We start from the raw sequence: 25,481 nt of genomic DNA, 5'->3' as shown, positions 1-25,481 counted from the left end.
AACAGCAACCCAGTAACAAATGCAACCGGGTAACAAATGTCTCCGGGTTATGATCTCGGCATGAGCCCGAGTGAGCAGCGCACGCGTCCGAGCAAGCCGACCGAGCCGACCGGACCGAGCAGGGGCCCGGAGGCGGACCTTGACCCAAGCCCGGGCGCAGACCCTGACGCGGCCCCTGGCGCGGGCCCTGGCACGGGCCTGCGGACCATCAAGAAGCGGCGCACCCGGCAGACCATCGCCGACGTGGCCATCGCTCTCTTCCTCGAACGCGGTTTCGACCGTGTCTCGGTGGCCGAGATCGCCGCCGCGGCCGAGGTCTCCAAGCCCACGCTCTTCCGCTACTTCGGCAGCAAGGAGGAGCTGGTCCTGCACCGCTTCGCCGACCACCTCGGCGAGGCCGGGCGGGTCGTACGCGACCGCGGGGCCGGACTCACGCCGTTGGACGCCCTGGAGCGCCACCACCTGGAGCGACTGGCGGCCCGGGACCCCAACACCGGGCTGTCCGACCACCCGGAGGTGCTCGCCTTCCTCCGGCTGATCTACGAGACCCCCAGCCTCTCCGCCAACCTGCTCGACTACATGGACGCCGACACCCGCGCGCTCGCCGAGGCGCTGGACCCGGACGGCGGCGTGGCCGCCCGGCTGGTCGCCGCCCAGTTCACGGCGGTCCGCCAGGTCCTCGCCCGCTCCACCTGGGACCGGCTCGCCGCGGGGCAGGACATCGGCGACGTCGCCCGCATCGCCGCCGCCGAGTCGACCGAGGCGTTCGCACTGCTGCGCGACGGCGCCGCCACCCGCGGATTCTGACCCGCGGGCACGGCAACGGCACGCACCTCGGGGCCTGTTGGGGGCGCGACGGCGTGGCGGCGCACCCGGGGCTGCGCTCCGCCGCGTACAGCCGGCCGGCCCGGCAGGCGGAGCGGACGGGACCGGCCCCTCCGCTCGACAATCACGTTGACCTGCGTGGGCGGGACGGAGATCGTGAGCCCATGACGGACAGCACCTGGCTCAATCGCGATCACCAGCTCGTCCCCGGCAAGGAGCTCTTCCGCAGCGAGCGCTCATTCCACCTCCTGGCCTACACGGCGAGCCACAGCCAGCTCCTGATGCGGAGCGTCGGCCGGCCCGACGAACCCGGCGAGCCCGAGACGACGATCGACCTGCTGTTCAAGCCCGTCACCGTGGTGAAGATCCGTGACAACCACCGCGGCCTGGCGATCAGATGCGCGACCGAGGCCGAGAGCGCGCAGGTCAAGGCCGAGCACGCCAGCGTCTCCTTCGACCGGGACGATCACGTCTTCGTCCTGGAGAGCCAGGGCGAGTCCGACTACGTGGTGGCCATGGCCGTCGGCTGGACGGAAGGGGTACTCGGCCACACGCAACAGAGCTTCTTCAGCCACGTCGACCCCGGCAGGCCGATCTGGCCCAGCCTGCCCTTGGACGGGGTCGACCCCGGCCTCACCATCGCCTCGACCCGGGATCTCGTCGAGGCGCTGTCGGCCGAGGAGAGCGTCACGATCCGCCGGGAGCGTCACCGCTTCGTCCACGTCGTCATGACACGGGTAATCCGCCCCGACGGGCCCGCCGTCACCGGAGCGGGCGTCTTCCTGACCAGGGCCGACGCCGAGAACGCATTGGCCGCGATCACCGCGAGGTCGGTCGACTGCTGGATCGAGGAGCTCCCGATCGCAGTCTGACCGGGAGCCGCCCGCCCTTGGCAGTTCGGAGCAACCGGCCCCCACGAGCAGGGGACGCCCTTCTCGTCGAAGGACGTGCCGTCACGGACCACCTCTGCGGCGCGGGAGGCCGCGGGTCTCGCATCCCGAGACCGCCACCGTGATCCGGGCCACCTTCCGGGTGCCGTGGGTCCGGCGTGCGCGATCATGACCGGATGGACGCTCGTTTCCTTGGCATCGATGAGCTGGTCGAAGTCCCGTCCGTGGCGGTCGTCGTCGACGTCATGCGTGCTTTCACCGTGGCCGCCTGGGCCTTTGCCCAGGGGGCGGAGAAGATCGTTCTCGCCGAGTCGCTGGACGAAGCCCTGGCGCTCAAGGCTCGTCACCCGGACTGGGTGGCGCTCAAGGACGGTCCGGCCGCGCCCGGGTTCGACGCCGTCAACTCGCCCGGCCTGCTACAGTCCGTCGACCTCGGCGGGCGGACCGTCGTACAGAAGACCACGGCAGGAACGGTCGGCGCCCTCGCGGTCAGGGAGGCGTCGCTGGTGCTGTGCGCCGGCTTCGTGGTGGCGGAGGCAACTGCGCGGCTGTTGCGGGAACGTGAGTGCGACAGCGTCACGTTCGTGGTCACCGGTGAGGGCGGGCGAGCCGATGAGGACCTGGCGTGCGCCCAGTACATCGCCCGGAGAGCCGCCGGGGACGTGACGGACGCGGCCGGGTTCCTCCGCCGCGGCGCCGAGTCGCGCGCCGCGGCCGAGCTGACGGAGGGTGTGCGCCAGGGAGTCCACCCCGACGACGTCGCGCTCTGTCTTGAGCTCGACCGCTTCCCCTTCGCCGTGGTGGCGGCCTTGGAGGACTCGCTCATGGTCCTGCGTCCGCGCGCCGTGCCTTCCCTGACGGACGAGGCCTCGATCTGACCGCCGGCATGGTCCGGCGGCCGCGTGTCCGGGGGGCGTTCACGCCGCCAGGGCGGCGGTGCGCAGGTGGGCGGCGGAGCGGGCCAGACGGAACGCCGCGAGCAGGGTGGGGCAGAAGCCCAGTGCGCAGGCGGTGAGGACGCCGGCCGGGCTGAGGCCGGCGGAGGACGCGACGGCGACGACGGCGGCGGCCAGCGGCGTGACCAGGACCGGGCTGAGCAACAGCAGGGTCGCCTGGGTCTTCTCCCGGCGGCTCCACTGCGCGGACTTCGCGACCCGGACGGCGGCGGCGACCGCGGCGATCAGGGCGAGGGCCGGACCGATCGCCGGGACGAGGAGCAGCGGCATCGGCAGCACCGCGAGGACCAGGGTGAGGGTGGTGCGGCGGCCGGTCTCCGGCTCGGGGCGGGCCTGGCCCTCCTCGGCCAGCGCGGCGTCGGCGATCTGCCGGGGGCTGCCGAGCTGCGCGAGGACCTGCCGGACGGTGTCCTCGTCGGCGCTGTCGTGCTCGGCCAGCGTGACCTCGACGTGCTCGCGCAGGTCCGCCAGCAGTTCGCGGCGGCGCTCGGCGGGCAGCGGGGCGGTGTACCGGTCGACGGCGTCGAGGTGGGCGCGGACCAGGGGGTGCTCGATGGGGTTGTTCACGGGTTCTCTCCTGGGGCGAGGACGTGGTCGACGGTTTCGCGGAAGGCGGGCCACAGCGTGCTGAACTCCTCCAGCGCGCTGCGGCCCGCTTCGGTGAGGCTGTAGTAGCGGCGGGACGGGCCACTGGCCGAGTCGCGCAGGAAGGTGTCGGCGAGCCCGGCGCGGCGCAGTCGGGACAGCAGGGGGTAGATCGTGCCCTGGCTGGTCGCCAGCATCGGGAAGCGGCCGAGTTCCTGCAGCAGCTCGACCCCGTAGCGCGGTCCGTCTCGCAGGAGGGCAAGGACGCAGTACTCCAGCACGCCTTTGCGCAGCTGGGTCGCCACCGGTCCGTCCGCCGCGTCGGCTCCACCCTCGGGGTTTGTGATGCCAGGTACCATGCATCACAAGGTAGCATGCGAAGCCAGATAGCGAGAGGGTCGCCGCTCCGCCGCCGCTCCGTCACCGCTCCGCCGCCGCTTCGCCGCCAATTCGTCACCGCTCCGCCGCCGATCCGAGGGTTTCGGCCCAGGCCGTCGAGGACGCACCCTCCCGCGCCTGCTCGCCCCCCGCACGAGCCATCCACGCGCACCAGTCACCCGAGCCGCTCACAGGGCCGCTCGCAGAGCCACCCGAACCAGCCTTCGGGGACTGGAGGTTGGCAAACGAGAACCCGAAGAACCCTGGTGGGCGACGAACCAAGTCCGTACCATCGCGGCGGGGCACCGGCGAGGGAGGGCGCGATGCACGGACAGGAGTCGGCCGCGGCCGCGGTCGGGATACTCGTCGACTCCGCCGCTCGCGGGACGACCGCCGGGTCGCCGAATCAGGACGTGGTCTCGCTCGTGCGTGAACGGCTCGGTCGGACGCAGCTCGGCACCGCGGCGCTCTTCCGGCTCGACGGCGAACGGAGCAGCGGCGCGGCGGACATCGTCCGCAGCGTCCTGGCCGATGAGATCTCCGGCGACGCCGCGTTCGGGCAGATGCTCCAGGCCGCCGTGAACGGCCGTCCACCGCTGCGGCCGGCAGGGCCCCCGGTGTCACCGCCCCCGCCCCACTCGCCCCCAATCCAGCCGCCCCCAACCCAGCCGCCCCCGGTCCCGCCGCCCCCGCTCCCCCCGCTCCCGCTCCCGCCGCGCTCCCCCGCCGTCACCCACCGGCGGCCGCCTGCTGCTGCTCCGCCCAAGGTGCGGCCTCGTCCGAGCAGGGGCCGCGTCGTCACGGTGTGGCTGCTCGGCCTGCCCCAACTGCTCGTCGTCCTGATCTGCGAAAGCATCGCCGTACAGCTGGATGCGCCGTCGGCCGTCGTCCCGCTCCTCCTTGGCGTCGCGACCCTCCTCACCATCACCGGGATCACCCTCGGCGCCGGCGCCCTGCAGCGGTCGAGCAGCCTGATGCTGCACGCGGGCGTGATGGTCGACGCCTTCCTGCTCCTCTCACTCGTGTTGAGGTTCCTCCGGACCTGACCGGCCATTGCCCCGCCGTTGCCCCGCCGTTGCCCTGCCGTTGCCCTGCCGTTGACCGGCCGTCGGCAGGGCGCCTCACCCCTCACCCCTCACCCCTCACCCCTCACCCCTGGACCGCCGACGCGCTCCGGGCCACGGCGGCACCTGCCGTGGCCCGGAGTGCTCCTTCCGCCCGCCGACAGGTCAATGCGCGTCGTCGGCGGCCTCGGCGTCGGACCCGGTCGTCGCGGCCCCGGCACGGCGGCGCGACGTCATCGCCCAGGCGGCCGGGACGGTCGCGGCGAGCAGCACCCCGGCCGTGACCAGCGCCTGCTGCGCGCTGGTGGCCGCGGCCTGGCCGGAGCCGTCGCCGCTCAGGTAGACGCCACCGATGACGGCGACGCCGAGGGTGCCGCCGAGCTGCTGGACGGCGTTGAGGAGCCCGGCCGCCGAGCCGGTCTCCTGCGGGGAGACGCGACTCAGCGCGGTGCTGAAGAACGGCGGGGTGAACAGGCCCACGCCGAGTCCGGCCAGGGCGAGGGCGAACGGAAGACCGACCGGGTAGTCGCCGGCGGACGCCGTCCGGTAGGCGAGGGCCGCGGCGGCGAGGCCGACGGCCAGGGTGACGAGGCCCGCGTGCAGGACGCGCGTGCCGTAGCGGGCGTAGAGGCTGCCGCCGGCCGCGAAGGAGGCGACCGCCAGGCCGCCGGACCACGGCAGCAGGGTGAGGCCGGCGGTGAGCGGGCCGCTGTCCAGGCCCAGTTCCAGGTGAAGCACCACCGTGATCATGACGCCGTTCATGACGGCGAAGAACAGGGTGGAGGTGGCGAGTGCGGCGGGGAAGGCGCGCCCTCGCAGCAGGGACGGCTCGACCAGCGGGGTGCGGCCGGCGGCCGCCGCGCGGCGCTGGTGGACGGTGAAGGCGAACAGGACGACCGCACCGAGCGCGGCGGCGGCCCACGCGGTGGCGCTCGGCGCGCCGGTCCCGGCGGCGAGCGGGCACACCAGCAGCGCCGTGCCCGTCATGGCCAGGGCGGTGCCGGCCGGGTCGAGGCGGGGACGTACGGGGGCGCGGTCCTCCCGCAGGCGAGGGGCGATGGCCAGGACGGCGGCCGCGAGTGGCAGGTTCACCAGGAACACCGCCCGCCAGCCGGTTCCGAACAGGTCGGCGTGGGTGAGCACACCGCCCAGGACGGGCCCGAGGACTGCGGACAGCCCCATCACCGGGCCGATGGTGCCCAGCGCCTTGGGGAGTTCGTCGTCGTCGAACATGGCCCGGATCAGTCCGAACGTCTGGGGGATGATCAGGGCCGCGGCGGCGCCCTGCAGCGCGCGCATGCCGATCAGGACGGTGACGTTCGGGGCGAGCGCGCAGGCCAGCGAGGTGAGGGCGAACGCGGTGACGCCGATCCGGAAGACGCGCCGGCGGCCGGCGATGTCGCCGAGGCGCGCGGCGGTGAGCAGCCCGAGGGCGAAGGTGAGGGTGTAGGCGGCGCTGTACCAGGGGATCGCGGCGGCGGGGCCGCCGAGGTCGGTGTGGATGACGGGGCCGGCGACCTGGACGATGGTGGCGTCGAGGAGGTTCATGGCCTCGGCGGTGAGCAGCGCGATCAGGGCGGTCCACCGCCACCGGTACGGACCGGGGGCCGGCCCGTCGGGCGTGGCCGGGGAGTCGTGGGCGGCCGGGGCGTGGTGGACGGGCGGCCGGTCGGGCGTGGCCAGGGTGTCGCGGGCGGTGCGGGTGGCGGCGCCACCGGTGCCGGCGGGCGCGGTGGAGTGTTCGGCCATGGGAACCCCCGTGGGTCGTGTGTGGTCCGCGGATGAGCGGCGCGCCGCGCGTCGTTCCGGCGTCCGGCCGCCTGACCACCACCCTGAACCGCCCCCTGCCACGGCTTCCATTCCTGGCCGCCAAATCGACGATTTCCTCCATTCTGGTCCGCTACTTTGGTGGATATGCTCGAACTGGACGACCTCGACCGCGGCCTGATCCACGCCCTCCATGTGGACGCCCGCGCCCCGTTCACCCTCATCGCCGACGTCCTCGGCTCGTCGACCCAGACCGTGGTGCGCCGCTACCGCCGCATGCACGCCGAGGGCGGCCTGCGCGTCGTCGCCCTGCCGACCCCGAGCAGCACCCGCGAGCACCAGTGGTTGCTCCGCCTGACCGCCGCGACCCGCACCGCCCACGACATCGCGGTCGCGCTGTCACGCCGTCCCGACACCTCGTGGGTCCGGCTGACCTCCGGCGGCACCGAGATCGTCGCGATCATCAACACCGCGCCCAGCGGCCCCGACGCCCACTCACTCCTGCTGCGCGACATCCCGCGCACGACCGGGATCACCGGGGTCTCCGCGCACTACCTGCTGCACACCTACCTCGGCGGGCCCACCGCGTGGCGCGGCCGGGTCAGCACGCTCACCCCCGAACAGGAGGCCCGGCTGCGCGCCCACGACGTCCCGGGCGGTGTCACGGCCGAGGCGACGGGCGGCGTCACGGCCGACGTCACAGGCGGCGCCTCGGCCGGCGCCACGGGCGACATCACCGGCGACGCCCCGTACACGCTCACCGACGCCGACCTGCGCCTGCTCGCCGTGCTGCGCGAGGACGCCCGGACCAGCTATGCCGACCTCGCCGCCGCGACCGGCTCCACGCCCTCCACGGTCGCCCGTCGCCTGACCGAACTGCGGGCGCGCGGTGCGCTGTTCTTCGACGTCGACATCGAACCGGCCGTCCTCGGCGCCACCGTGTCCGCGCTGCTCTGGATGCAGGTCGCCCCCAGCCGCCTCGACGAGGTGGCCACCACCCTGGCCGCCCACGACGAACTCGCCGTCGTCGCCGCCACCACCGGCTCCACCAACCTGGTCGCCCACGCCCTGTGCCGCGACGCGGAGGCCCTGCACCACTACCTGACCCGACGCGTCGCCCTGGACGCCATCACCCGCATCGAGACGGCGCCGGTGCTGCGCACCTTCAAGGCCGCCGCCACCCTTCGCGGCTGACGGCCAGACCGCCCCGCAGGGTCACGGCGGCCCGGCCGCCCCGCACGGTCCCGTGGCCCGGCCGCCCTTCACGGCGGGTCAGCCCCGGGCCCTGGCCGCGTCCCACACGGCGCTCTCGACGAAGTGCACGTCGTAGGTGTCCTGATCGGGCAGCAGATCGTCGAACCGCTCCCGGCCCCAGGCGATCCCGGACAGCCGGCGGAAGTACTCGAAGCGTTCCACCCCCGGCGTGGCGACGACGAGCAGGTCCGTCGAACTGCCCGGTGCCGCACCGAAGGCGTGCGGCAGACCGGGCGGAACGGCGACCAGACCCCCGGCGGCCACGACCTCCGTCCGGTCGCCGAGCAGGAACTCGGCCGCGCCGTCGAGGACGGTGAACACCTCCCAGGACACCGCGTGACAGTGCGGCCTGGCACCGTCCGCGCCGACCCCGAGGGTCAGCCGGTTGGCCCCGAACGCGCCGCCCGTATTGCCGGCATCGGCCAGCAACTGAAAGGCACCGTGCGGCAGTTCGGCGCGCTCCACCTCGGCCGCCTGCACCACGAACGCGCCCGCCGCCCCACCGGCGATCCCCGCTGCGCTTCCCATTCCCATCTCCTCTGCTCCGCTTCCCGGCTTCCCGGCTTTCCGGCCTTCCGGCTTTCCGGCCTTCCGGCCTTCCGGCTTTCCGGCTTCGACCTTCCCCGCCCTCCGACCTTCGGAGCCGGGTTCGTCGCCCATTGGACCGGCCGGGATGATCCGCGGACCAGAAGCACTTGGAGCAGACAGTCATCACCGATCGAGATGGACGAGGGGGACGAGGTGGAACTGCGACAGCTCCAGTACTTCGTGGCGGTCGCGGAGCACGGCGGGTTCGGCCGGGCCGCCGAGGGGCTGAACATCGTGCAGTCGGCCGTGAGCCAGCAGATCCGCAGGCTGGAACGGGAGCTCGGCGTGACGCTCTTCGACCGCTCGACCCGGCACACCCGGCTCTCCGCCGCCGGTGAACGCCTGCTGCCGGAGGCCCGGGCGGCGCTCGCCGCCGTCCGGCAGATCGGCCTGGTCGCCGAGGAGGTGCGCGGCGGCCGGGACGGCGTCCTGCGGCTCGGCACCGTCCAGGCCCCCGGTGACCGGCTGTACCGGGCCCTCGCCCGACTTGCCGACAGCGCGCCACGACTGCGGGTCCGGCTTCGACGGGCCTCCCCGGCCGAACGGCTGGCCGGGGTGGAGCGGGGCGAGCTGGACGCGGCCCTGGTCCGAGCCGCCACCCTCCCGGACCACCCCGGCATCCGGCTGTTCCCGGTGTGGCACGACCCGCTGTACGTCGCCGTACCGGCAGGCCACCCCCTCGCGGCACAGCCCGAACTACGCCTGGAGCAACTCGGCGACCTGCCGATGCGGTTGGCCGCCCGGGAACACAACCCCCCGTTCCACGACCTGGTGACCGCCGCCTGCCGGACCGCCGGCATCGACCCGCCGCACAGGGCGCCCTTCACCGGCCTCCAGGAGACCCTGGCCGAACTCGGCGGCGACGCGGAACCGTCCTGGACGGTCTTCTACGAGATCACCGGCCTGCCCCGACTCCCCCATGTGGCCGTCCGCCCACTCGTCGGCCCGACCGTGACCACCTCACTCGCCGTCCCCACCGGCACCGCCGTCCCCACCGGCGCGCCCACCGCCGCCGTACGCCTGTTGCTGCGGGCCTTGGAGAACTGAGCCCCGAGGAATCGAGCCCTGGAGAAGTGAACCTTCGAGAAGCGAGGACTGGGGAAGCGAACTCGGAGAAGTAGGCCCCGGAGAAGTGGGGTTCGGAGAAGTAGGCCCCCGGAGAAGTGGGATTCGGAGAACCAAGTCTCGGAGAAGCGAGCCCCATGAACCCGGGGCCGACACCCGGCCGTACCCCGGGAATGTCACAGAACCGCACGTCGGTGTACCACTCCTGCCACCGTCCGAGGATTCGTACGAACGCCTGATCTATTGTGTTGCCATATTTTCGGTGCGGCTCGAATCGCATCAGGCACCACTCTCGGGGGGGGAGATCACGTTGGCTGACGTCAGCGTCGTTCCGACTGAACTGCACCAATCGGCACAGGTGGCGAAAGCCCTTGCCGAGGAATTCGCCAAGCCCGTCCAGACCGCACTGACCTCGGCGACCACGACCTCTGGTCAGCTCGCCGGCTGGTCGGTCGCCGGCGGGCTCGGGCAGCTGGGGAGCAGTTGGGCCGCACCGCTCTCGGCGCTCCAGCAGCGGATCACGGCCACCGCCACCAACCTGGACGCGAACGCCGACGCCCACAGCCACAACGAGCAGGCGGTGGCCGGCGCCTGGAGCCAGCAGCAGGGGGCGAAGCAGTGAGCAGCCTCTACGAGCTCCTGGTGAAGTTCGACCCGCAGGGGCTGCGTGACGTCGCGAAGAACTGGAAGGCACTGGCGCACAGCGCGGAGACCACGGGCTCGCGCCATCGCAACCAGGTCAACGGCCCGCTGCACCAGCACTGGAAGGGCGCGGACGCCGATGCGGCGTACCCCTACATGGAGCGCACCGAGCAGCAGCTGGACGTCGTCCGGGTCGAGGCGGAGACGGCAGCGCTGACGCTGAACACGGTCGCCGACCGGATGTACCAGGCACAGACGAACCTGACGAACGCGGTGCACCGCGCACAGGACTCCGGTCTGACGGTGTCGGCGGACGGCACGGTCAGCCTCCCGCCCGTGGGCCCCGGGGAACACAACGACCCGGACGCCCAGGCCGACCGCCGCAACCTCATGACCCTCAGGAACGGGTACCAGGACCGGATCAACCAGGCACTGAAGGACGCCCAGACGGCGAGCGACCAGGGAAACACCGCCCTCGGACGCCTGAACGGGGACATCCTGAACGCCGAGCGGGCGAACGGATCCATGGCCGAGACGCGGACCGACGCCGCCGACGTGATGAAGGACCTCGGCCTCGCCGACCCCTACATCCCGGACGGCAAGGACCCGCAGAAGAACGCCGACTGGTGGAAGGGCCTCACCCCCGACCAGCAGGAGACGTACCTGGCCCTGAACGCGGCCAGGATCGGCGCCATGGACGGCCTGCCGGCCACCGCCCGGGACGAGGCCAACCGGCTCGTGCTGGACCAGAAGCTCGACGCCCTGGAGGCCGGCACCCCCGCCTCGTTCGGCCTCGACCAGACGGACTACGACAAGCGCAAGGCCGCGCTCAGGACCATCAAGGGCAAGCTGGAGGAGTCCGCCGACGCCAAGGACGAGGAGCACCAGATGTTCCTCCTGGGCATCGACCCCGAGGCGTACGAGGGGGACGGGCGCGCGATCGTCGCCACCGGCAACCCGGACAAGGCGACGCACACGTCCGTGTTCGTCCCGGGCACGAACACCGACTTCAACGGCGTCCCGGGGCAGATCGACCGCATCCGCCAACTGCAGTCCACCGCCAAGGGTTTCGCGAAGGCCGGCGAGACCGTCTCGGTGATCTCCTACCTAGGCTACGACCCGCCCGAGAGCCTCCCCGAGGCGGCGAATCCCCAGCGCGGCAAGGACGGCGCCGACGACCTGCGGCGCTTCTCCAACGGGCTCAGGGTCGCGCACGGCGAGCCGAAGACCCATCTCTCCTACATCGCGCACAGCTACGGCAGCTACGCCGTCGGCGTGGCCGCTTCGGGCGGCGACGGCCTGCACGCCGACGACATCGTCACGCTCGGCAGTCCCGGCATGGGCGTCGACAACGCCGACAAGTTGCACATCGACCCCAACCACGTCTGGATCTCCGAGGCCGAGGACGACCCCACGCGCCTCGTCGGCGGGTACACCCTGGGCCCGGGCCCTCACATCATCGGGTTCGGAGGCAACAACCTCTACACCGACACGTCGGGCCACGGCGGCTACTGGGACGCGAACACGGAGAGCCTCAGGAACCAGGGGAAGATCATCGTCAACAAGCCGCCGGAGGTCGATCCCAAGGAGATCGTCATCGGAGGGTTCATCCCCATCTGGCATTGAGTCGATCCCGGAGAGAACACCCATGACCCGTCCGTCCACCCGCCGGTCCACCGCCGGCACCCGGCTGCGGCGCCTCCTGGCGGTGACGCTGATGGCCGCCACTCTTGGAGCCTGCATGTCCAGCCCCGGTACCGGGAAGAACGACCCCCTGCCCGTCAAGTCCCGCGAGGAGGCCCTCGACTGGACGCGTCAGCTCCTGACCCACCTGGCCCAGACCGCCGGCATCCAGATCAACAGCGAACCGGAGCAGGCCACCTTCAGTCCGTGCGTCGGCAAGAACGGCGAATCGGCGCCCGACGACCGGTTCACCCTGCTGTACTTCCTCCACAGCGACGTTCCCGCCGCCCGGCACAACGAGGTGCTCCGCAGCGTCCGGGACACGCTGACGAAGGAAGGCCTGACGGTCACCGTCTACCGTGAGGCGACGGACGCGAAGCCGTACGCCGCCTTCTCCGCCCGCCACCCCCAGAGCCGGTACGTCACCGGTGTCGACAGCACCGACGACACCCGCATGGCCCTCAGCGTCACCACCCCCTGCCTGATGCCGCCCACGACCTCGGCCTCCCCCACGCCGTAGGCACGTCACCTCCACGGGCGCGGCCGCAGTTCAGAGGCCCTCAGCCCAGCAGCGCGGGGGCCAGCTCGCGCCACTCGCGGTCGGGCAGGGCGGCCGGGTCGGCGGTGAGGACCTGGATGCAGACGTGGTCGGCGCCGGCGTCGAGGTGTTCGCGGACGCGCCGGCGGATCGCGTCGGCGTCGCCGTGGGCGACGATCGCGTCGACCAGGCGGCGGCTCGGGCCGCCCACGATGTCCTCGTCGCCGAAGCCGAGTCGGCGGACGTTGGCCTCCTGGTGGGCGGCCATCGCCACGTAACCGGCCACGTGGGCGGTGGCCAGTTCCCGGGCGCGGGCCGGGTCGGTGTCCAGCACGACGGCCTGCTCGACGCCGAGAAACGCGTCAGGCCCCATCAACTCCCGCGCGCGCAGCGTGTGTTCGACCGGAACGAAGTACGGGTGCGCACCCCAGGCGCGTTCGGCGGCAAGCCGCAGCATCTTCGGGCCGAGCGCGGCGAGCACGCGGCGGGGCGCGGGTTCGGGTACGGGACTGTGCGCGGGGACGGCGTCCATCGCGTCCAGGTAGGCGGTCATGGTGGCGACGGCCCGGCCGCGGGCCGGCATCGGGTAGCCGTCGAGCCGGTGGACGGTGTCGTCCACCCGGTGGCCGCCGAGGCCGAGCAGATAGCGGCCGGGGAAGGCCTCGCCGAGGGTGCGGGTGGCGGTGGCGGCGGCGATCGGGTCGCGGAAGGCGATGTTGGCGATTCCGGAGGCGACGGTGATCCGCCGGGTCGCCGACAGCACCAGCCAGGCCTGGCCCGCGGTCTCCCGGCCGAAGGCCTCGCCGAACCAGATCGCGCCGTACCCGGTCTCCTCGATCTCCGCGGCGGCCTCCCGGACGCGGCCGGCGGGCTGGGCGTCGAAGGCGAAGGTCCAGATGCCGACCTTGCCGAGTCCGTTCCGGGCGGTGTCCGTCATCGGCTGCTCTCCGTCATCGTTGCTCCTCGAAGCTTGTCCGTGATCGTCAGGGGCAGGGCGCGGCGCCGCGGCGCGGGGCACAGCGACGCAGGGCACGGCGACGCAGGGCACGTTGCACACAGCGGCGCGCCGAAGGGCTGATCCGGAGAGGCTCTCCGGATCACTGCGGACTACAATACGGAGAACCGCTCCGCTTGACCACTGCCCACCCACCCGGGAACCACCGCCCGTCCCGGGAACCACCATCCACCCCGGGAACGACCGCCCACCGATCGCGAGGACTCCACCCATGCCCCCGACGCAGCGCACCGACGCCCGGCGCAACCGCGAGCGGCTGCTCGCCGCCGCCCAGGAGGCGTTCGCCGAGGCCGGCGCCGAGGCCTCGCTCAACGAGATCGCCCGGCGCGCCGGCGTCGGGCCGGGCACCCTCTACCGGCACTTCCCCCACCGGGCCGCGCTGCTGGCGGCCGTCCTACAGGAACGCGTCGACCGACTCTGTGCCCGCGCCGACGAGTTGGGCACCACCGAGCCCGCCGACCGGGCCCTCGCCGAGTGGCTGCGTGCGTTCATCGCCCATGCGCGCACCAATCACGGCCTCGGCGGCGCACTGCTGCTGGAGGCCACCGACGCACTGGGCGCGGACTGCCATCGCCGGATCGAGGACGCTGCCGCGGCCGTCGTCACCCGCGCCCAGCGCGAGGGAACGGCCCGCCCGGACGTCACCCCGCACGACCTGCTCCGGCTCACCCTCGGCATCGCCCTCACCGCCACCGGGACCGGGCCGCACGACGATGCCGACGCCGACGCCGACCGCCTGCTCGCACTCGTCCTGGACGCCGCACACGCCCCCGCCCGCTAGACGAACCCGAGCGTCACCCGGACACAAACGTCACCCGGGCACAACCGGAGCACGTGCACGCCGCGGCGGCCGACGGGGTGATCACCCTAGCCGCCGACGGGGGCGGCAGCGCCGTGCCGTCGTCGACGACCTCGGGGTGACGCCCCGGGTCACCGGGGCTTCAGTCCGTCCATCACCAGCCCGAACAGGTGCTCACGACGCTCGGCGAGCGCGGGGGCCTGGTCGGTGGCCCAGCTGAGGGCGTTGACCAGGGCGAACAGGTCGACGGCGGTCACGTCCCGCCGGACGCCACCGTCCGCCTGGGCCGCCTCCAGGAGTCGACCTCCCGCCTGACGCATCGTCACGCACGCGGCGTGCAGGGGGGATTCCTCATCCGCGAGGGTGGCCATCAGGGTGGCGGGGAGGCCCTGGTAGGCGCTGGCACCGAGGGTGAACTCGTACAGCCAGTCGGTCAGCGCGCGCCCGGGCGGGGCGGAGGCGGCGAGGGCGTCCGCGCGTTCGGCGAGCCGCTCGAAGCGGTGGTGCAACAGGGCCTCCAGCAGGGCTTCCCGGGTGGGGAAATGCCGGTAGAGCGTCCCGAGACCCACCTCGGCGCGGCGGGCGACGTCCCGGAGCGACGCCTGGGTGCCCTGTTCGGCGACGACCTCCGCAGCCGCTTCGAGGACGCGGTCGCGATTGCGCCGGGCGTCGGCGCGCGGGGCACGCGGCGTGCCGACGGACGGCCAGCTGGCGGACGACGTACCGAGGGACGGCGCTCCGGCGGGCGATTCGCCGTCGGGCGGATCAATGGGCATGCGAATCCTCATCATTGACAAGTGGAGCAGTGCTCCGGTTTCATTTTCCGGAGCAGTGCTCCGGATTCTACCCGGGGCACTCCACCATGCGATCGGGGAGGAACATGGGCACGGAACGCAGCACCACGAAGGACACGGCCGCGGAAGACACGGCCCCGGAGACGATGCACGCCGTCCGGCTGCACGCCTTCGGCGAGCCGGAGCAGCTCGTGTACGAGGAGGTGCCCCGACCGGAGCCCGGACCGGGCGAGGTGCTGGTCCGGGTCCACGCGGCGGGCGTCAACCCGCCCGACTGGTACGCGCGGCGCGGCTTCGAGAACCTCCCGGCCGAGCTCCGGCCCGACTGGAAACCGCCACTGGTCCTGGGCAGCGACATCTCTGGCACGGTCGTGGCACTCGGCGAGGGCGTCACGGACTGGGAGCCGGGGGACGAAGTGTTCGGCCTGGTCAACTTCCCCGGCCGGGCAGCCGGTTACGCCGAGTACGCCGTCTCGCCCGCCGACCACCTGGCCCGCAAACCGGCCGGTCTCGGACACGTCGAGGCGGCGGCCGTGCCGATGGCCGGACTGACGGCTCATCAGTTGGTCTTCCGCCATCTCGCGGGCTCCCCCGGCGACACCGTACTGGTGAACGGCGCCGCCGGCGGGGTCGGCCACTTCGCCGCCCAACTCGCAAAGGTGGCCGGCGCGCGGCAGGTGATCGGGGTCGCCTCCGGCCGTCACGGAAGGTTCCTCACCGACCTCGGCGTGGACCGCTTCGTCGACTACACCCGGACTCCGACCGAGGAGGTCGTCCGTGACGCCGACCTGCTGATCGACACCGTCGGCGGCCCCGACGCCCACCGCCTCCTCCCCACCGTCCGGCGCGGCGGCCGGATCGCTCCCGTCTTCCTCGGCGACTACCACCGCGAGCACGCCGCCGCGCTCGGCATCACGCTCAACGAGCGGCCGTGGCAGGTCCGTTCGAGCGGTGCCGACCTCGCCGAACTGGCCGCCCTGCTCGACTCCGGGCGCGTGCGCGTCGGCATCGACAGCGTCTACCCCCTCCGGCGGGCCGCTGACGCCCACCGCCGCGCCGAACAGGGTCACCTCCAGGGCAAGATCGTCCTTCGCGTCACTGCTTAGCCGTCCGTCCGAGCCCGCCCGCGCCGACCCGGCACCCCGCCCGGCACCCCACCCGACGGACCGCGACGCCGGGAGGTGGCGCCGGGAGGTGGCGCCGGGAGGTGGCGCCGGGAGGTGGCGCCGGAACCGGGAGCTCGCGCCCGACAAGCGCGCCGAAGGCCACGCCCGCGGCAGGCTGCCGCGGGCGTGGCCCGAACGGGACGGGACGGAGACGGAGACGGGAGGATCAGAACTGGGTGCTGACCGTCACTCCGCTGAAGTCGGTGTTCGCGTAGAGGCTGACGTAGCGGTAGCCGGCCGTCGGGTTGGTGACGGTGATGCTCTGCGTCGAGCCCGAGTTGGTGGAGGAGGCGGTGAAGGCGCTCGGCGAGGCCCAGGTGTCCGCGTTGTAGTACAGGTACGCGGTGCCGGTGCCCCCGGAGGTGTTGATCTTCAGGGTGCTGGTGCCGGCCGGCAGGTAGACGTACAGGTAGCTGAGGTTGCCGGCGGTGGCGGCGAGGTTGGAGCGGGAGCAGTTCTGGCCGAGCGCGTCGGTGCGCGGGTCGGTGCAGGTCGGCAGGGTGGTGCCGCCGCCGGTGCCGGTGGTGACGGTGACCGAGGCCGGGGTGCTGGCGGTCTTGCCGGTGTTGTCGGTGACGGTCAGCGCCACCGTGTAGGTGCCGGCGTTGGCGTAGCCGTGGGTCGGGTTCTGCTGGTCGGACGAGCCGCCGTCGCCGAAGGTCCAGTGCCAGGCGGTGATCCGGCCGGGGCCGGTCTGGACGGACTTGTCGGTCAGGGTGACGGTCGCGCCGTTGACCGCGGAGCCGAACAGGGCGGTCGGGCCGGCCGCGTAGCAGGCGCCGCCGGCGCAGCTGTCGAGCCAGGCGTCGAAGTCGGCGTCGTAGCCGGTGCCGACGTTGTTGTAGACCGCGTAGCCGCCCTGGTAGTCACCGGTACGGAAGCGCGCCAGCATGGCCGCGACGTCGGCCGGGTGCTTCTCGAACATGTACCGGACGGCGAGGTAGCCCCACGGGTAGGTGCGCACCGTGTCCGAGTTGTTGTACGTGTTCTGGAAGACCGTGCTGAGCTTGTAGGTGTGCTTGGCGGCCTCGGCCATCGCCTGGGTGTCGGTGGTGCCGCGGTAGGCGTAGGACTCGTACTCGGCGACGCCCTCGATCCACCAGATGTCCGGGACGGAGATCTCGGTGGTGAAGTTGCCCTTCATGTCGTAGATGCTGTCCAGGTAGTGCGTGTACTCGTGGTTGAGGTTCCACACGTTGGCGGTGAAGCCGTCGTTCCACGACTTCTGGTACATCACGCACACGGCCTGGTTGTTGGGGTCGGTCGGGTCCATGACGGTCTGGCCGCCGTTGTTGGTGGAGTTCCCGAAGATCGCCCAGGAGTAGGTCAGGTAGTCCGCCTGGTTGGCGAAGACCGCGAGGGTGAGGGTCTTGTCGTACTGGCCGGGGATGGGGCCGTTGTCCTTCACCAGGTTGTGGAAGAAGGTGTCCTCGCCGCGCAGGCTCGCGCAGACGGCGGCCAGGTCGGCGGGCGACAGGGCCTCGGTCTGGATGGTGCGGTTGTCGCAGACCAGCTGGTTCGGCAGCACCGCCGCCGTCAGCTTCGCCGGCAGGTTGCAGGTGCCGTAGTACGAGCACTGGCCGGGGTCGAAGGCGTTGGCCTGGTACGCGGTGTGGACGTACAGCGGGCCGGTGACACCGGTGATCTGGCTGGCGTCGAGCACCGCCTTGACCTGGCCCTTGACCGCGGCCTCGACGGCGGGGCCGTCACCGGCCATGCGGCCGAGGTCGTTGCCCGCGTTGGTGTCGAGGTACGCGTTCGCCGTGCCGAGCAGGTCCTTGTGGTTGATCGCGAAGGTGCCCAGGGTGGTGGCGATGCTCGGGTCGGCAGTGACCGCCTTGACGAAGTCGCTGTTCCAGTTGCCGCGCCAGAGCGGTGCGCTGAGCACGGAGTTGACCGACTTGAGCATCTTCGGGAACGCGTTGTACGAGTTGTTGTAGCCGTTCAGCACCTGCTTGTAGACGCCCAGGTAGCCGCCCTGCAGGTTGGCGCTGTCGGTGAGGACCAGCACCTCGTTGAGCACGGTGCCGTTGTTGTCCGTGACGTCGGTCCAGTGCCGGCTCGCGAAGAAGGCGTCGAGGCCGGCCTTGGACGCGCTGGTGAGCGCGGCGTCGTACGGGCCGACGGCGGCCGCGTTGTTCGACTGCACGTACCAGCCGGCCCGCATGTAGAGCACGAGTTGGAGGATGGCGGTCGAGTTGTCGCCGGTGTAGTTGGCCGCCAGGCTCTGGAAGGCGTTGGTGACGGTGAGCATCTTCGATTCCTTGAAGATGTTGCCCGCGTCGGTGCCGGTGACGTTGAAGAGGGTGTTGACGCAGTCCAGGGTCGAGCCCTCGACGAAGGAGACCAGGTCGGCCCCGCTGCGGCTGCCGAAGTCGGCCGGGGTACAGCTCTGCGCGGTCGCGGCGCCGCCTGTGGCGGCCGCACCGGCGGGCGCCGCGCTCAGCGGGCCGGCCGCACCCGCGGCGGGGTGGGCGGAGGTGCCCGGCTTGGCCGGGGGTGTCTGCCGCGTGCCCGGGCGCGGCGCGGTCTGCACGGCGGTACCGGCCGGCTGGCCCATCACGACCTGGCCGAGCAGCGCCGGCGGCAGCGGCTTGGCGACGGGGGCGATGTCCTCGGACGTTTGGTCCACCGTGAGGAAGGCCCCGAGCGGCTTGGGGACGGCCGAGCCGTCGTCGGCCGCCTGCTGGGTGGTGGCGGACTGCTGGTCGGCGGAGTACTGGGCGGCGGCCGAGGGCCGGGAGGCCTGGCCGGCGGCGGCGAGCGCCGGGACCGGCAACAGGGTGGCGGTGGCGGCACAGCCGGCGACGAAGCCGGCCATGAGCGTGGGAAGGGGTATGCGGAGACGCACGGTGGGTCCTTCTCCTGTGGGGGGAGGGCGCTGGACGACTGCCGAGGCATGGGGGAATCCGACGCGATCGTCCCAGTCGTCGAAGGTTCAGAACAATGTCACAGGTCATATGACATTTGTTCCACCGGCCATAACACGGCTCCCGGACACGGCCTCCAGGACACCGCCTCCCGCCACCGCGGGGGAACGCAGCACACCCTCGGCCCGGCATGCCCTCGGCCCGGCACGCCCCCGCCCCCGAACACCCCCGGCCCGGCACGCCCCCGCCCCGCCCCGCGCTACGGCCGGGTCGGCCGGTACGTCCGCGCGGCCCAGGCCTGGAAGGTCGGCGAGGCGGCGATCAGATCCCGGTACGCCGCGGCCGCCGCACCGAACAGGGTCTCCACCACCTCCCCGCTCACCCCGCCGGGCCGCCAGACCAGCAGGTGGCGGACCCAGATCGGCGTCCCGGCAAGCGGTTTGACCACGACGTCGGCGAGCGGCCGGGTGGTCGCCTGGACGACGGAGATCCCGAGCCCGGCGGCGATCATCTCCTGGAGCTCCAGCCGGCCGCCGAGGAACTCGTGCACGGTCGCCGGGGCGAACCCCGCCGCGGCGCAGGCGCCGTAGAAGACGCCGTGCCAGCCGGCCCCGTCGTCAGGGGTGAGGAACCAGTCCTCGTCCGCGAGGTCGACCAGGGAGATCTCGGTGCGGTGGCGGAGCCGGTGGCCCGCCGGAAGGACGACGAAGGCGGGCTCGGTGACGATGCCGCGATGGGCCACGGTCGGCGAGTGGCGCAGTTCCTGGCCCGGGTAGTCCACGGCCACGGCGGCGTCCGCGTCGCCGTGCTCCAACAGGTCGACGATGTCGGAGGACCGGTAGACGGAGGTCACCGTGAACCGCTGGTCGGGCCGCTGGTGCCGGGCCCGGGTCACCAGCCCGGGCAGCATGGGCGAGTTGGTCGCGGCCAGGCGCAGCTCCCGTCGGACCGGCCCGTCGGGAGAGTCCGGGCGGCGCCCCAGACCGTCGGCCCGCACGAGAAGGTCGCGGGCGGCGGCCAGCACCTCGACCCCGAAGCAGGTCGGCGCCACCCCCACGGCCGTCCGCTCGAACAACGGCGCACCCAAATGGCGTTCGATCCGCCGTAGTTGCGTACTGGTGGCCGGCTGAGAGGCGCCGAGCAGGGCGGCGGCCCGACCGACGCTCCCGGCGTCGGCGATGGCGCACAGCACCCGAAGGTGCCGCAGCTCCAGCTCCATGACCCTCCCCCTCCCCCCACACACGACGGCCGGGCCCTCCCGGCCGACGGCGTCGGGCGGGTTCCGCCGTGCCGGTGCAACCGCACACATGACATGTCAGCGGCCAACCATCACCCCTCACGATTCACCCCGTCAAGCCCCGCCCGGGGGCCGGACAGCACCACCGGCACCACCTTTTACCTGCGCATTGTCTGCACCTGACCGCCCCGTGACCCGCCGGCCGCGCGCCTGGGGGCGTCAGTTCTCGCATCGCACTCGCGCGACGCTGAGACGCACATGGGCCGTGTGTTCGAGTACCTCCTCGAAGACACGCCCCACTCGGTCAACTGCGTCTACCGCACCTATTCAAGCCGCCGGAGGACATCGTCCGGATCGCCCTCGTCGAGGATCCCCGCGAACACGTCGACCATCGCCTGAACGCCGGCCTCGCGGACGATCACCAGGTCATCGCAGTGGAAGTAGCGTCCTCCGAGAGCTTCTCCGGTCCCGCGCCACCTCCCCATGACACGCGAGATCTCGTCCAGTGTCATGAAGGTGGCACTCCACCGTCTGCCGTCGGGAAGGATCAGCTCGGCGTCCACGTTCTCCACGCTCTCCACCGTGTCGTCCGCCCCCAGCATGAAGACCGCGTCGAAGCGGGGCGTTGACACCTGATGCAGCGGATCGGCGCTTCCCATAGATCTACACCAACCTTTCGATTGGCCTGCCCGTCAGGTCGGCCCAGCCGTCGCCTGCCCGTCGGGATCCGCCCAGTCGTCGCCTGCCCGCCCTGGGCCGCCGGCGGGGCGGGCGTCACTGGCTGCGCTGCGGCTCCCGGTCGGGCCCGCCGTTGCGCGACCTCCTGGCGCGGAACTCCGCCGCGAAGGCCGTGGACAGGGGCAGGGCGACGGCGGTCAGCCCCAGTGCCGACGCGGCCGGGGTGACGTAACCGGGAACGGTGTCCGCGGTGTAGTCGCGCCCGCCGGGGACGTGGCAGACGAAGTCGAGCGGCAGGTAGTGCACCTCGTAGCCGACCACCTCCATGGCCTTCTCGTTCCCGGCCGCCCGGCAGGGCCGGATCGGGGCGGAGCCCGCCCCGCTGTCGTCCGCGTCCAGGACGGCCATGCCGACGTGCAGCGCGCCCCAGGTGTACATCGCGGCGGCGCCGGCTCCGGCCAGGGCGGCGAGACCGTGAACGGTCCGGGCCCCTCCCTCACGACGGCGGGCCAGGGTGGTGCCGCCGTACCCGATGAGGCCGAAGGCGATCACCGGCCCGGCCAGGATGATCAACAGAAGGACCACGGCCCACCCCTTCCCTCGGGCGCCGTCGGCCGACGCCCGCACAGCTGGATCATAGGATCACCCGATCAGCGACCGCCCGATCCCACAACCGTTACGGGCGCGCCGGAGCCGCCGGAGCCCGGTCCCGGGCCGCCTCCCTGGTCCACCCCAGGCCGGCGCCGAGTCCACCCCGGGCCGGCGCCGAGTCCGCTCCGGCCCGGCTCCGGATCCTGTGGGGTTCACGGCTCAGCCGCAGGCCGCCGCCCGGTTCAGGTCGGTGAACACCTCGCTGGAGTCGACCTGTCCGTACAGGCCGCCGGCCGTGACGACCTGGCGGCGGCCCGCCGGATCGCCGAAGAAGTAGGAGACGTTGCCGCGGATGCCACCGAGGTGACCCCAGAGCTCGCCGCAGCCGACCACATCGAAGCGCATCAGGCCGAGGCCGTAGGCCACACCGAAGTGCGTGTCGACGGTCCGCTTCATCTCCGCCAGCTCGGCCGGTCGGAGCAACCCGCCCCCGAGCAGGGCGGATTGGAAGCGCGCGAGGTCGGCGGCGGTGGAGATCCCGGCTCCGGCGGCGCCCGCGAGGGACGGGTTCATCAGCGTGGCGTCCACCGGCCCCGAGGCCAGCACGAGGTACTGGTGGGCGTGCGGGCCGGTGAGCAGCGGCGAGGTGGTGGGCATCGAGGTGTCCCGCAGGCCGAGCGGGCGGATGATCCGGCGCTCGACCTCCTCGTTCCAACTCCGGCCGGTGGTCCTCTCGATGAGCATTCCGGCGAGCAGGTAGTTGGTGTTGGAGTAGTGGAAGTCCCGGCCCGGCGCGAAGTACGGCGCGTGCGAGGTCGCGTCGGCGACGATCGCCGGGGCCGAGAACGTCCGCCAGCGGCCGACGCGCACCCACTCCGCCAGTCCGGCCTGGTCCACCGGGACGTACTCGGGCAGGTCGTTGTAGTTGAACAAACCGCTGGTGTGGTTCAGGAGTTGCCGGACACTGATGCCCGCGCCGTTCGGGACCACTCCCGGCAGGTACGTCTCCACCGGCGCGTCCAGGCGGATCCGGCCCTCGCCGACCAGTTGGAGCACCACCGTCGCGGTGAAGGTCTTGGTGATGCTGCCGATCCGGAACCGTCCGTCGGGGTCGACCGGTCGCCGGCCGGACAGGTCCGACACCCCTGCCGCGCCCTTCCACACCGTCCGGCCGTCCGCGACGACACGGGCGAGGTCCCAGGTCACCGCACCACTGTCGACCACCGCCTGCAACTCACCCTGCAGGCCCTGCAATCCCTGCAACCCCTCCAAGCCCTGCGACCCTCGCGCTGCTTCCGGCGCTCCACCCCGGACCCCGGCCGCCTGCGGTGCCACGCCCGCCTGCGACATCGAGGCCGACTTCGCCTCCACGGCCGACTTCGACACAGCGGGCAGCTGAGCCGCCGAGGCCGACGGCGCCGGAACGCCGGTCAGCCCGGCACCGACCACCAGCGCCACGGCCGCCGTCCGAAGCCCGGCGCCGCGACCAGCCGTCACTACTCCCCCACCCATCTCCGACCTCCCGATCGAGTTCGTGGCGCCGCCCGCCGAACCGGGCCGGCTGCTCACGGACTTGACGCTACCGATCGGGTCGTCCTCGAACAGTGGAGCCGACTCGACGATCCACCGGCAGTTAACTACCGGTCGGCCGCGCGCCGGTCTCTGGTCCGCCACACCCGGCTCCGGTCCGCTACACCCGGCTCCGGCCGGTGGCGCCCCCGGCTCCGGTCCGCGACGCCCCGCTCCGGTCCGCCGTGCCCCGCTCCGGCCGGCCCCTGCCCGAAAGGGCAACCCGTGCCGCCCTTTCGGGCAGGGGCCACCACCGGCCACCGGGGCCATTTTCACTGCGGCGGCTCCGGCGCAGGTCACCGCCGGTCCGCACGGTGGCGAAGGTGTCATCCGGCCACCCCCGGACAAGGGTTGACACCGCAAGTTGGTCTAGTCCACCTTAGGAGAAAGCAAGTTCGACGAGGCGGAAAGCCCTGGCCGGACGCCGTTCCGGACAACGGAGTTGGCCCACGACTCCGCATGTCCGCCAACGGCGTCAACGAGCCGCAACGGGCGCCCAGCACCAGAAGGAGGAAGGAACCCCGGCCCTGTCTCCGCGCACGACCGCAGCCCTCGCGGCACCCGCAGCAGCAACAGCGGAAGCAGCAGCGACGGCAGCCGCCGGCGGACAGTGAGAAACGGCCCGGGAACCGCCAGTACCGCAACCTCCGGCCGGCCGACGCCCCTCCCTCGTCGAACGCTCGACGACGAATCCGCACTTCCCGGACCCTCAATCCCCGGACCCACGTTGCCCGGATCCGCACACCGGATCCGCACGCCGGGTCCGTCAACCGGGTCCGTCACGCCCGCCTCCGTACCCACCTGCATCCACTCCCGGCCCGCGACACCGCGTGCAGCCGGGCACCACCGCCTGCCCGCACACGCGGCCCGCCGCACGGAACGCCAACCCGGAACGCCAACCAGGAACACCCAGCGGGAACGTCCGCACGCAGCCGCCCGCATGCCTCCGCACGCACGCACGTCTTCACACACTCACGCACACCGTCACCCACGCAGCCACGCACCCACGCACCCACCACGACCCCACCGCCAGGCCGCAGTTCCCCCCTCTCGGTCGCGCCTCCCGCCACTCCTCCCACCCCTTCCCCTCCCCCTCACCTCCTGGCCGAACGAAGCATCCCGATCCTTGGAGTGATTGCATGCCGACCCCTGACGGACATCTCTACCGGGCCGCGTCGGACCGTCCGTACTTCAGCAACGACGGCGAGGCCTACCTCGCCCGGACGCCGCTGAAGGACATCGAGAAGTCGCGGCCCCTGCGCGTGCTCTCCGAGGACGACTTCACCTTCTGGCAGACCTACGGCTACGTGATCGTGCGGGAGGCGATCCCCGCCGAGGCGGCCAAGCGCCTGCTGGACTTCGCCTGGGACTTCCAGGGGCTCGACCCCGAGCGGCCGGAAACCTGGTACGAGGAGCGGGAGTTCCGTGACGAACTGGACGAGCACCTGTACGTCTACGGCTTCGTCGAGGCGTACCAGCACCAGCTGATCTGGGACAGCCGGCAGGCGCAGCGCGTCTACGACGCGTTCGTCGACATCTGGGACTGCGAGGAGCTGTGGGTCACGCTGGACCGGCTGAACCTCAACCCGCCGAACGTGAAGAACCGCGACCGCGCGTTGATCGAACCCACCGACCGGGGCTTCGACATCGAGCTGCACTGGGACGTCGACACCACGCAGGGCATGCTGCCGCAGCGCGTCCAGGGCATCATCGCGCTCAACGACACCCGGCCGGACCACGGCGGCTTCCAGTGCAACCCGGAGCTGTTCCGGCGGTTCAACCAGTGGCAGGCGGCCCAGCCCGCCGACCGGGACCCGATCCGGCCGGCGGTCGACCGCTCCGAGTTCCCGGTGGTCCGGCCCGAGCTGAACGCCGGCGACCTGCTGATCTGGAACGGCATGCTGGCCCACGGCGTGGCCCGGAACACCTCGGCGAGCGGCGTCCGCGCGGTGCAGTACCTGTCGATGATGCCGGCGCTGGAGGAGCACGAGGAACTGAAGCGCTCGCGGATCGCGTCCTGGCGCGACCTCTCGACGCCGACCTGGAACAGGACGCTGGTGGGTGACGCGCGCCGGCACGAGTCGCTGCGCTACGGCCGCGCGGAGCTGAGCGCCCTCGGCGCCAGGCTGCTCGGCCTCGACTCCTGGCACGCGGACACCTCCGCCGGCCGCGGGCAGGACGCCGAGTGCTCCGACGGGCACCGCGAGCAGCAGGGCGCCGAAGGGTGAACCGGAGAACCGGCATGCACAAGATCTGCCTGACCCTGCCCACCAACCGGCCCTGCGCCGCCACCATTTCGGCGGTCGGCGAGGAGGCGGCCTACGCGGCCGAGCAGTTCGGCGTCGAGGTCCACCTGCTGATCCTGGACTCCTCCGACGAGCCGACGTTCGCCGTGCACGCCAAGGCCGCCGCCGCCCTCCCCGCCCTGCCGGGCGTCACCGTCCACCACCTCGACGAGACCCGCCAGCGCACCTTCCTCCGCGAGGTGATCCACCGCTCCCACACCCCCGAACCGGACACCCTGCTC

General features: G+C 72.4%; 24 protein-coding genes. 13 read left to right on the top strand and 11 right to left on the bottom strand.

What is annotated here, in order from left to right; genetic code table 11:
• Window positions 1-234 precede the first annotated feature (234 nt).
• The 3 genes from ACFC1F_RS22910 to ACFC1F_RS22900 all read left to right on the top strand — a co-directional run bounded on the left by ACFC1F_RS22910 (window position 235) and on the right by ACFC1F_RS22900 (window position 2,593).
• Window positions 235-807, top strand: a complete 573-nt coding sequence (locus tag ACFC1F_RS22910; protein WP_376160825.1) for a TetR family transcriptional regulator — start codon at window positions 235-237, stop codon at window positions 805-807.
• A 182-nt stretch (window positions 808-989) separates the two neighbouring features.
• The gene (locus ACFC1F_RS22905) at window positions 990-1,697 is read left to right on the top strand and encodes a hypothetical protein (protein ID WP_376160781.1); all 708 of its coding nucleotides are present in this window, start codon (window positions 990-992) and stop codon (window positions 1,695-1,697) included.
• Between the two features lie 194 nt (window positions 1,698-1,891).
• Complete coding sequence (locus ACFC1F_RS22900; RefSeq protein ID WP_376160779.1) at window positions 1,892-2,593, top strand: 2-phosphosulfolactate phosphatase; 702 nt, start codon at window positions 1,892-1,894, stop codon at window positions 2,591-2,593.
• Window positions 2,594-2,632: 39 nt separating this feature from the next.
• On the opposite strand, the gene ACFC1F_RS22895 is transcribed toward ACFC1F_RS22900, so the two are convergent.
• Both ACFC1F_RS22895 and ACFC1F_RS22890 read right to left on the bottom strand, forming a co-directional pair.
• Window positions 2,633-3,238 carry a hypothetical protein gene (locus ACFC1F_RS22895; protein WP_376160777.1) on the bottom strand — a complete coding sequence of 202 codons (606 nt, stop codon included), beginning with the start codon at window positions 3,236-3,238 and terminating at the stop codon, window positions 2,633-2,635.
• Complete coding sequence (locus ACFC1F_RS22890; RefSeq protein ID WP_376160775.1) at window positions 3,235-3,615, bottom strand: PadR family transcriptional regulator; 381 nt, start codon at window positions 3,613-3,615, stop codon at window positions 3,235-3,237. The genes ACFC1F_RS22895 and ACFC1F_RS22890 overlap by 4 nt, the downstream gene beginning before the upstream one ends.
• A 342-nt stretch (window positions 3,616-3,957) precedes the next feature.
• On the opposite strand from ACFC1F_RS22890, the gene ACFC1F_RS22885 reads away from it, so the two are divergent.
• On the top strand, window positions 3,958-4,680 hold the full coding sequence (locus ACFC1F_RS22885) for a hypothetical protein (RefSeq protein ID WP_376160773.1): 723 nt from the start codon (window positions 3,958-3,960) through the stop codon (window positions 4,678-4,680).
• Window positions 4,681-4,863: 183 nt separating this feature from the next.
• Here ACFC1F_RS22885 and ACFC1F_RS22880 read toward each other — a convergent pair whose 3' ends face one another.
• Entirely contained in the window at window positions 4,864-6,447 is a 1,584-nt protein-coding gene (locus ACFC1F_RS22880) for an MFS transporter (protein ID WP_376160771.1), read from the bottom strand.
• Between the two features lie 165 nt (window positions 6,448-6,612).
• Here ACFC1F_RS22880 and ACFC1F_RS22875 point away from each other — a divergent pair, with 165 nt between their 5' ends.
• On the top strand, window positions 6,613-7,659 hold the full coding sequence (locus ACFC1F_RS22875) for an Lrp/AsnC family transcriptional regulator (RefSeq protein WP_376160769.1): 1,047 nt from the start codon (window positions 6,613-6,615) through the stop codon (window positions 7,657-7,659).
• Between the two features lie 78 nt (window positions 7,660-7,737).
• Here ACFC1F_RS22875 and ACFC1F_RS22870 read toward each other — a convergent pair whose 3' ends face one another.
• Window positions 7,738-8,247, bottom strand: coding sequence for a cupin domain-containing protein (locus tag ACFC1F_RS22870; protein WP_376160767.1), 510 nt, complete (start codon window positions 8,245-8,247; stop codon window positions 7,738-7,740).
• Window positions 8,248-8,442: 195 nt separating this feature from the next.
• Here ACFC1F_RS22870 and ACFC1F_RS22865 point away from each other — a divergent pair, with 195 nt between their 5' ends.
• The 4 genes from ACFC1F_RS22865 to ACFC1F_RS22850 all read left to right on the top strand — a co-directional run bounded on the left by ACFC1F_RS22865 (window position 8,443) and on the right by ACFC1F_RS22850 (window position 12,217).
• On the top strand, window positions 8,443-9,354 hold the full coding sequence (locus ACFC1F_RS22865) for a LysR family transcriptional regulator (RefSeq protein ID WP_376160765.1): 912 nt from the start codon (window positions 8,443-8,445) through the stop codon (window positions 9,352-9,354).
• Between the two features lie 376 nt (window positions 9,355-9,730).
• Entirely contained in the window at window positions 9,731-9,994 is a 264-nt protein-coding gene (locus ACFC1F_RS22860) for a hypothetical protein (protein WP_376160763.1), read from the top strand.
• Window positions 9,991-11,640: an alpha/beta hydrolase gene (locus tag ACFC1F_RS22855; RefSeq protein WP_376160761.1), complete on the top strand. Its 1,650-nt coding sequence runs from the start codon at window positions 9,991-9,993 to the stop codon at window positions 11,638-11,640. Before ACFC1F_RS22860 ends, ACFC1F_RS22855 begins: the two co-directional genes overlap by 4 nt.
• A gap of 22 nt (window positions 11,641-11,662) precedes the next feature.
• A complete protein-coding gene (locus ACFC1F_RS22850) occupies window positions 11,663-12,217 on the top strand; it encodes a hypothetical protein (protein ID WP_376160759.1) in 555 nt (184 codons plus the stop codon).
• Window positions 12,218-12,257: 40 nt separating this feature from the next.
• Here the strand turns inward: ACFC1F_RS22850 and ACFC1F_RS22845 are convergent, their stop codons facing one another.
• The gene (locus ACFC1F_RS22845; protein ID WP_376160757.1) at window positions 12,258-13,172 is read right to left on the bottom strand and encodes a TIGR03620 family F420-dependent LLM class oxidoreductase; all 915 of its coding nucleotides are present in this window, start codon (window positions 13,170-13,172) and stop codon (window positions 12,258-12,260) included.
• A gap of 289 nt (window positions 13,173-13,461) precedes the next feature.
• On the opposite strand from ACFC1F_RS22845, the gene ACFC1F_RS22840 reads away from it, so the two are divergent.
• Window positions 13,462-14,031, top strand: a complete 570-nt coding sequence (locus ACFC1F_RS22840; RefSeq protein WP_209410274.1) for a TetR/AcrR family transcriptional regulator — start codon at window positions 13,462-13,464, stop codon at window positions 14,029-14,031.
• A 149-nt stretch (window positions 14,032-14,180) separates the two neighbouring features.
• Here the strand turns inward: ACFC1F_RS22840 and ACFC1F_RS22835 are convergent, their stop codons facing one another.
• Window positions 14,181-14,825, bottom strand: a complete 645-nt coding sequence (locus tag ACFC1F_RS22835; RefSeq protein ID WP_376160755.1) for a TetR/AcrR family transcriptional regulator — start codon at window positions 14,823-14,825, stop codon at window positions 14,181-14,183.
• 104 nt (window positions 14,826-14,929) lie between these two features.
• Here ACFC1F_RS22835 and ACFC1F_RS22830 point away from each other — a divergent pair, with 104 nt between their 5' ends.
• Entirely contained in the window at window positions 14,930-15,949 is a 1,020-nt protein-coding gene (locus ACFC1F_RS22830; RefSeq protein ID WP_376160753.1) for an NADP-dependent oxidoreductase, read from the top strand.
• Between the two features lie 226 nt (window positions 15,950-16,175).
• Here the strand turns inward: ACFC1F_RS22830 and ACFC1F_RS22825 are convergent, their stop codons facing one another.
• The 5 genes from ACFC1F_RS22825 to ACFC1F_RS22805 form a co-directional block, all read right to left on the bottom strand.
• Window positions 16,176-18,860: a collagenase gene (locus tag ACFC1F_RS22825; RefSeq protein ID WP_376160751.1), complete on the bottom strand. Its 2,685-nt coding sequence runs from the start codon at window positions 18,858-18,860 to the stop codon at window positions 16,176-16,178.
• A 278-nt stretch (window positions 18,861-19,138) separates the two neighbouring features.
• Complete coding sequence (locus tag ACFC1F_RS22820; protein ID WP_376160749.1) at window positions 19,139-20,098, bottom strand: LysR family transcriptional regulator; 960 nt, start codon at window positions 20,096-20,098, stop codon at window positions 19,139-19,141.
• 341 nt (window positions 20,099-20,439) lie between these two features.
• Window positions 20,440-20,775 (bottom strand): hypothetical protein, encoded by a 336-nt coding sequence (locus ACFC1F_RS22815; RefSeq protein ID WP_376160747.1) that lies wholly within the window; start codon window positions 20,773-20,775, stop codon window positions 20,440-20,442.
• Between the two features lie 115 nt (window positions 20,776-20,890).
• The gene (locus ACFC1F_RS22810) at window positions 20,891-21,379 is read right to left on the bottom strand and encodes a hypothetical protein (protein WP_376160745.1); all 489 of its coding nucleotides are present in this window, start codon (window positions 21,377-21,379) and stop codon (window positions 20,891-20,893) included.
• Between the two features lie 225 nt (window positions 21,380-21,604).
• Window positions 21,605-22,639, bottom strand: a complete 1,035-nt coding sequence (locus ACFC1F_RS22805; protein WP_376160743.1) for a serine hydrolase domain-containing protein — start codon at window positions 22,637-22,639, stop codon at window positions 21,605-21,607.
• A gap of 1,454 nt (window positions 22,640-24,093) precedes the next feature.
• On the opposite strand from ACFC1F_RS22805, the gene ACFC1F_RS22800 reads away from it, so the two are divergent.
• Window positions 24,094-25,182 carry a phytanoyl-CoA dioxygenase family protein gene (locus tag ACFC1F_RS22800; protein ID WP_376160741.1) on the top strand — a complete coding sequence of 363 codons (1,089 nt, stop codon included), beginning with the start codon at window positions 24,094-24,096 and terminating at the stop codon, window positions 25,180-25,182.
• A 14-nt stretch (window positions 25,183-25,196) separates the two neighbouring features.
• The coding region (locus ACFC1F_RS22795) for a DUF6271 family protein (protein ID WP_376160739.1) at window positions 25,197-25,481 on the top strand (285 nt) is incomplete at its 3' end.

Origin of the sequence: Kitasatospora sp. NPDC056181 (genome assembly GCF_042266225.1) — a bacterium.
Lineage (GTDB): Bacteria > Actinomycetota > Actinomycetes > Streptomycetales > Streptomycetaceae > Kitasatospora.
Note: the sequence above shows the minus strand (reverse complement) of the source record. Positions and strands in the feature narration are given on the sequence as shown.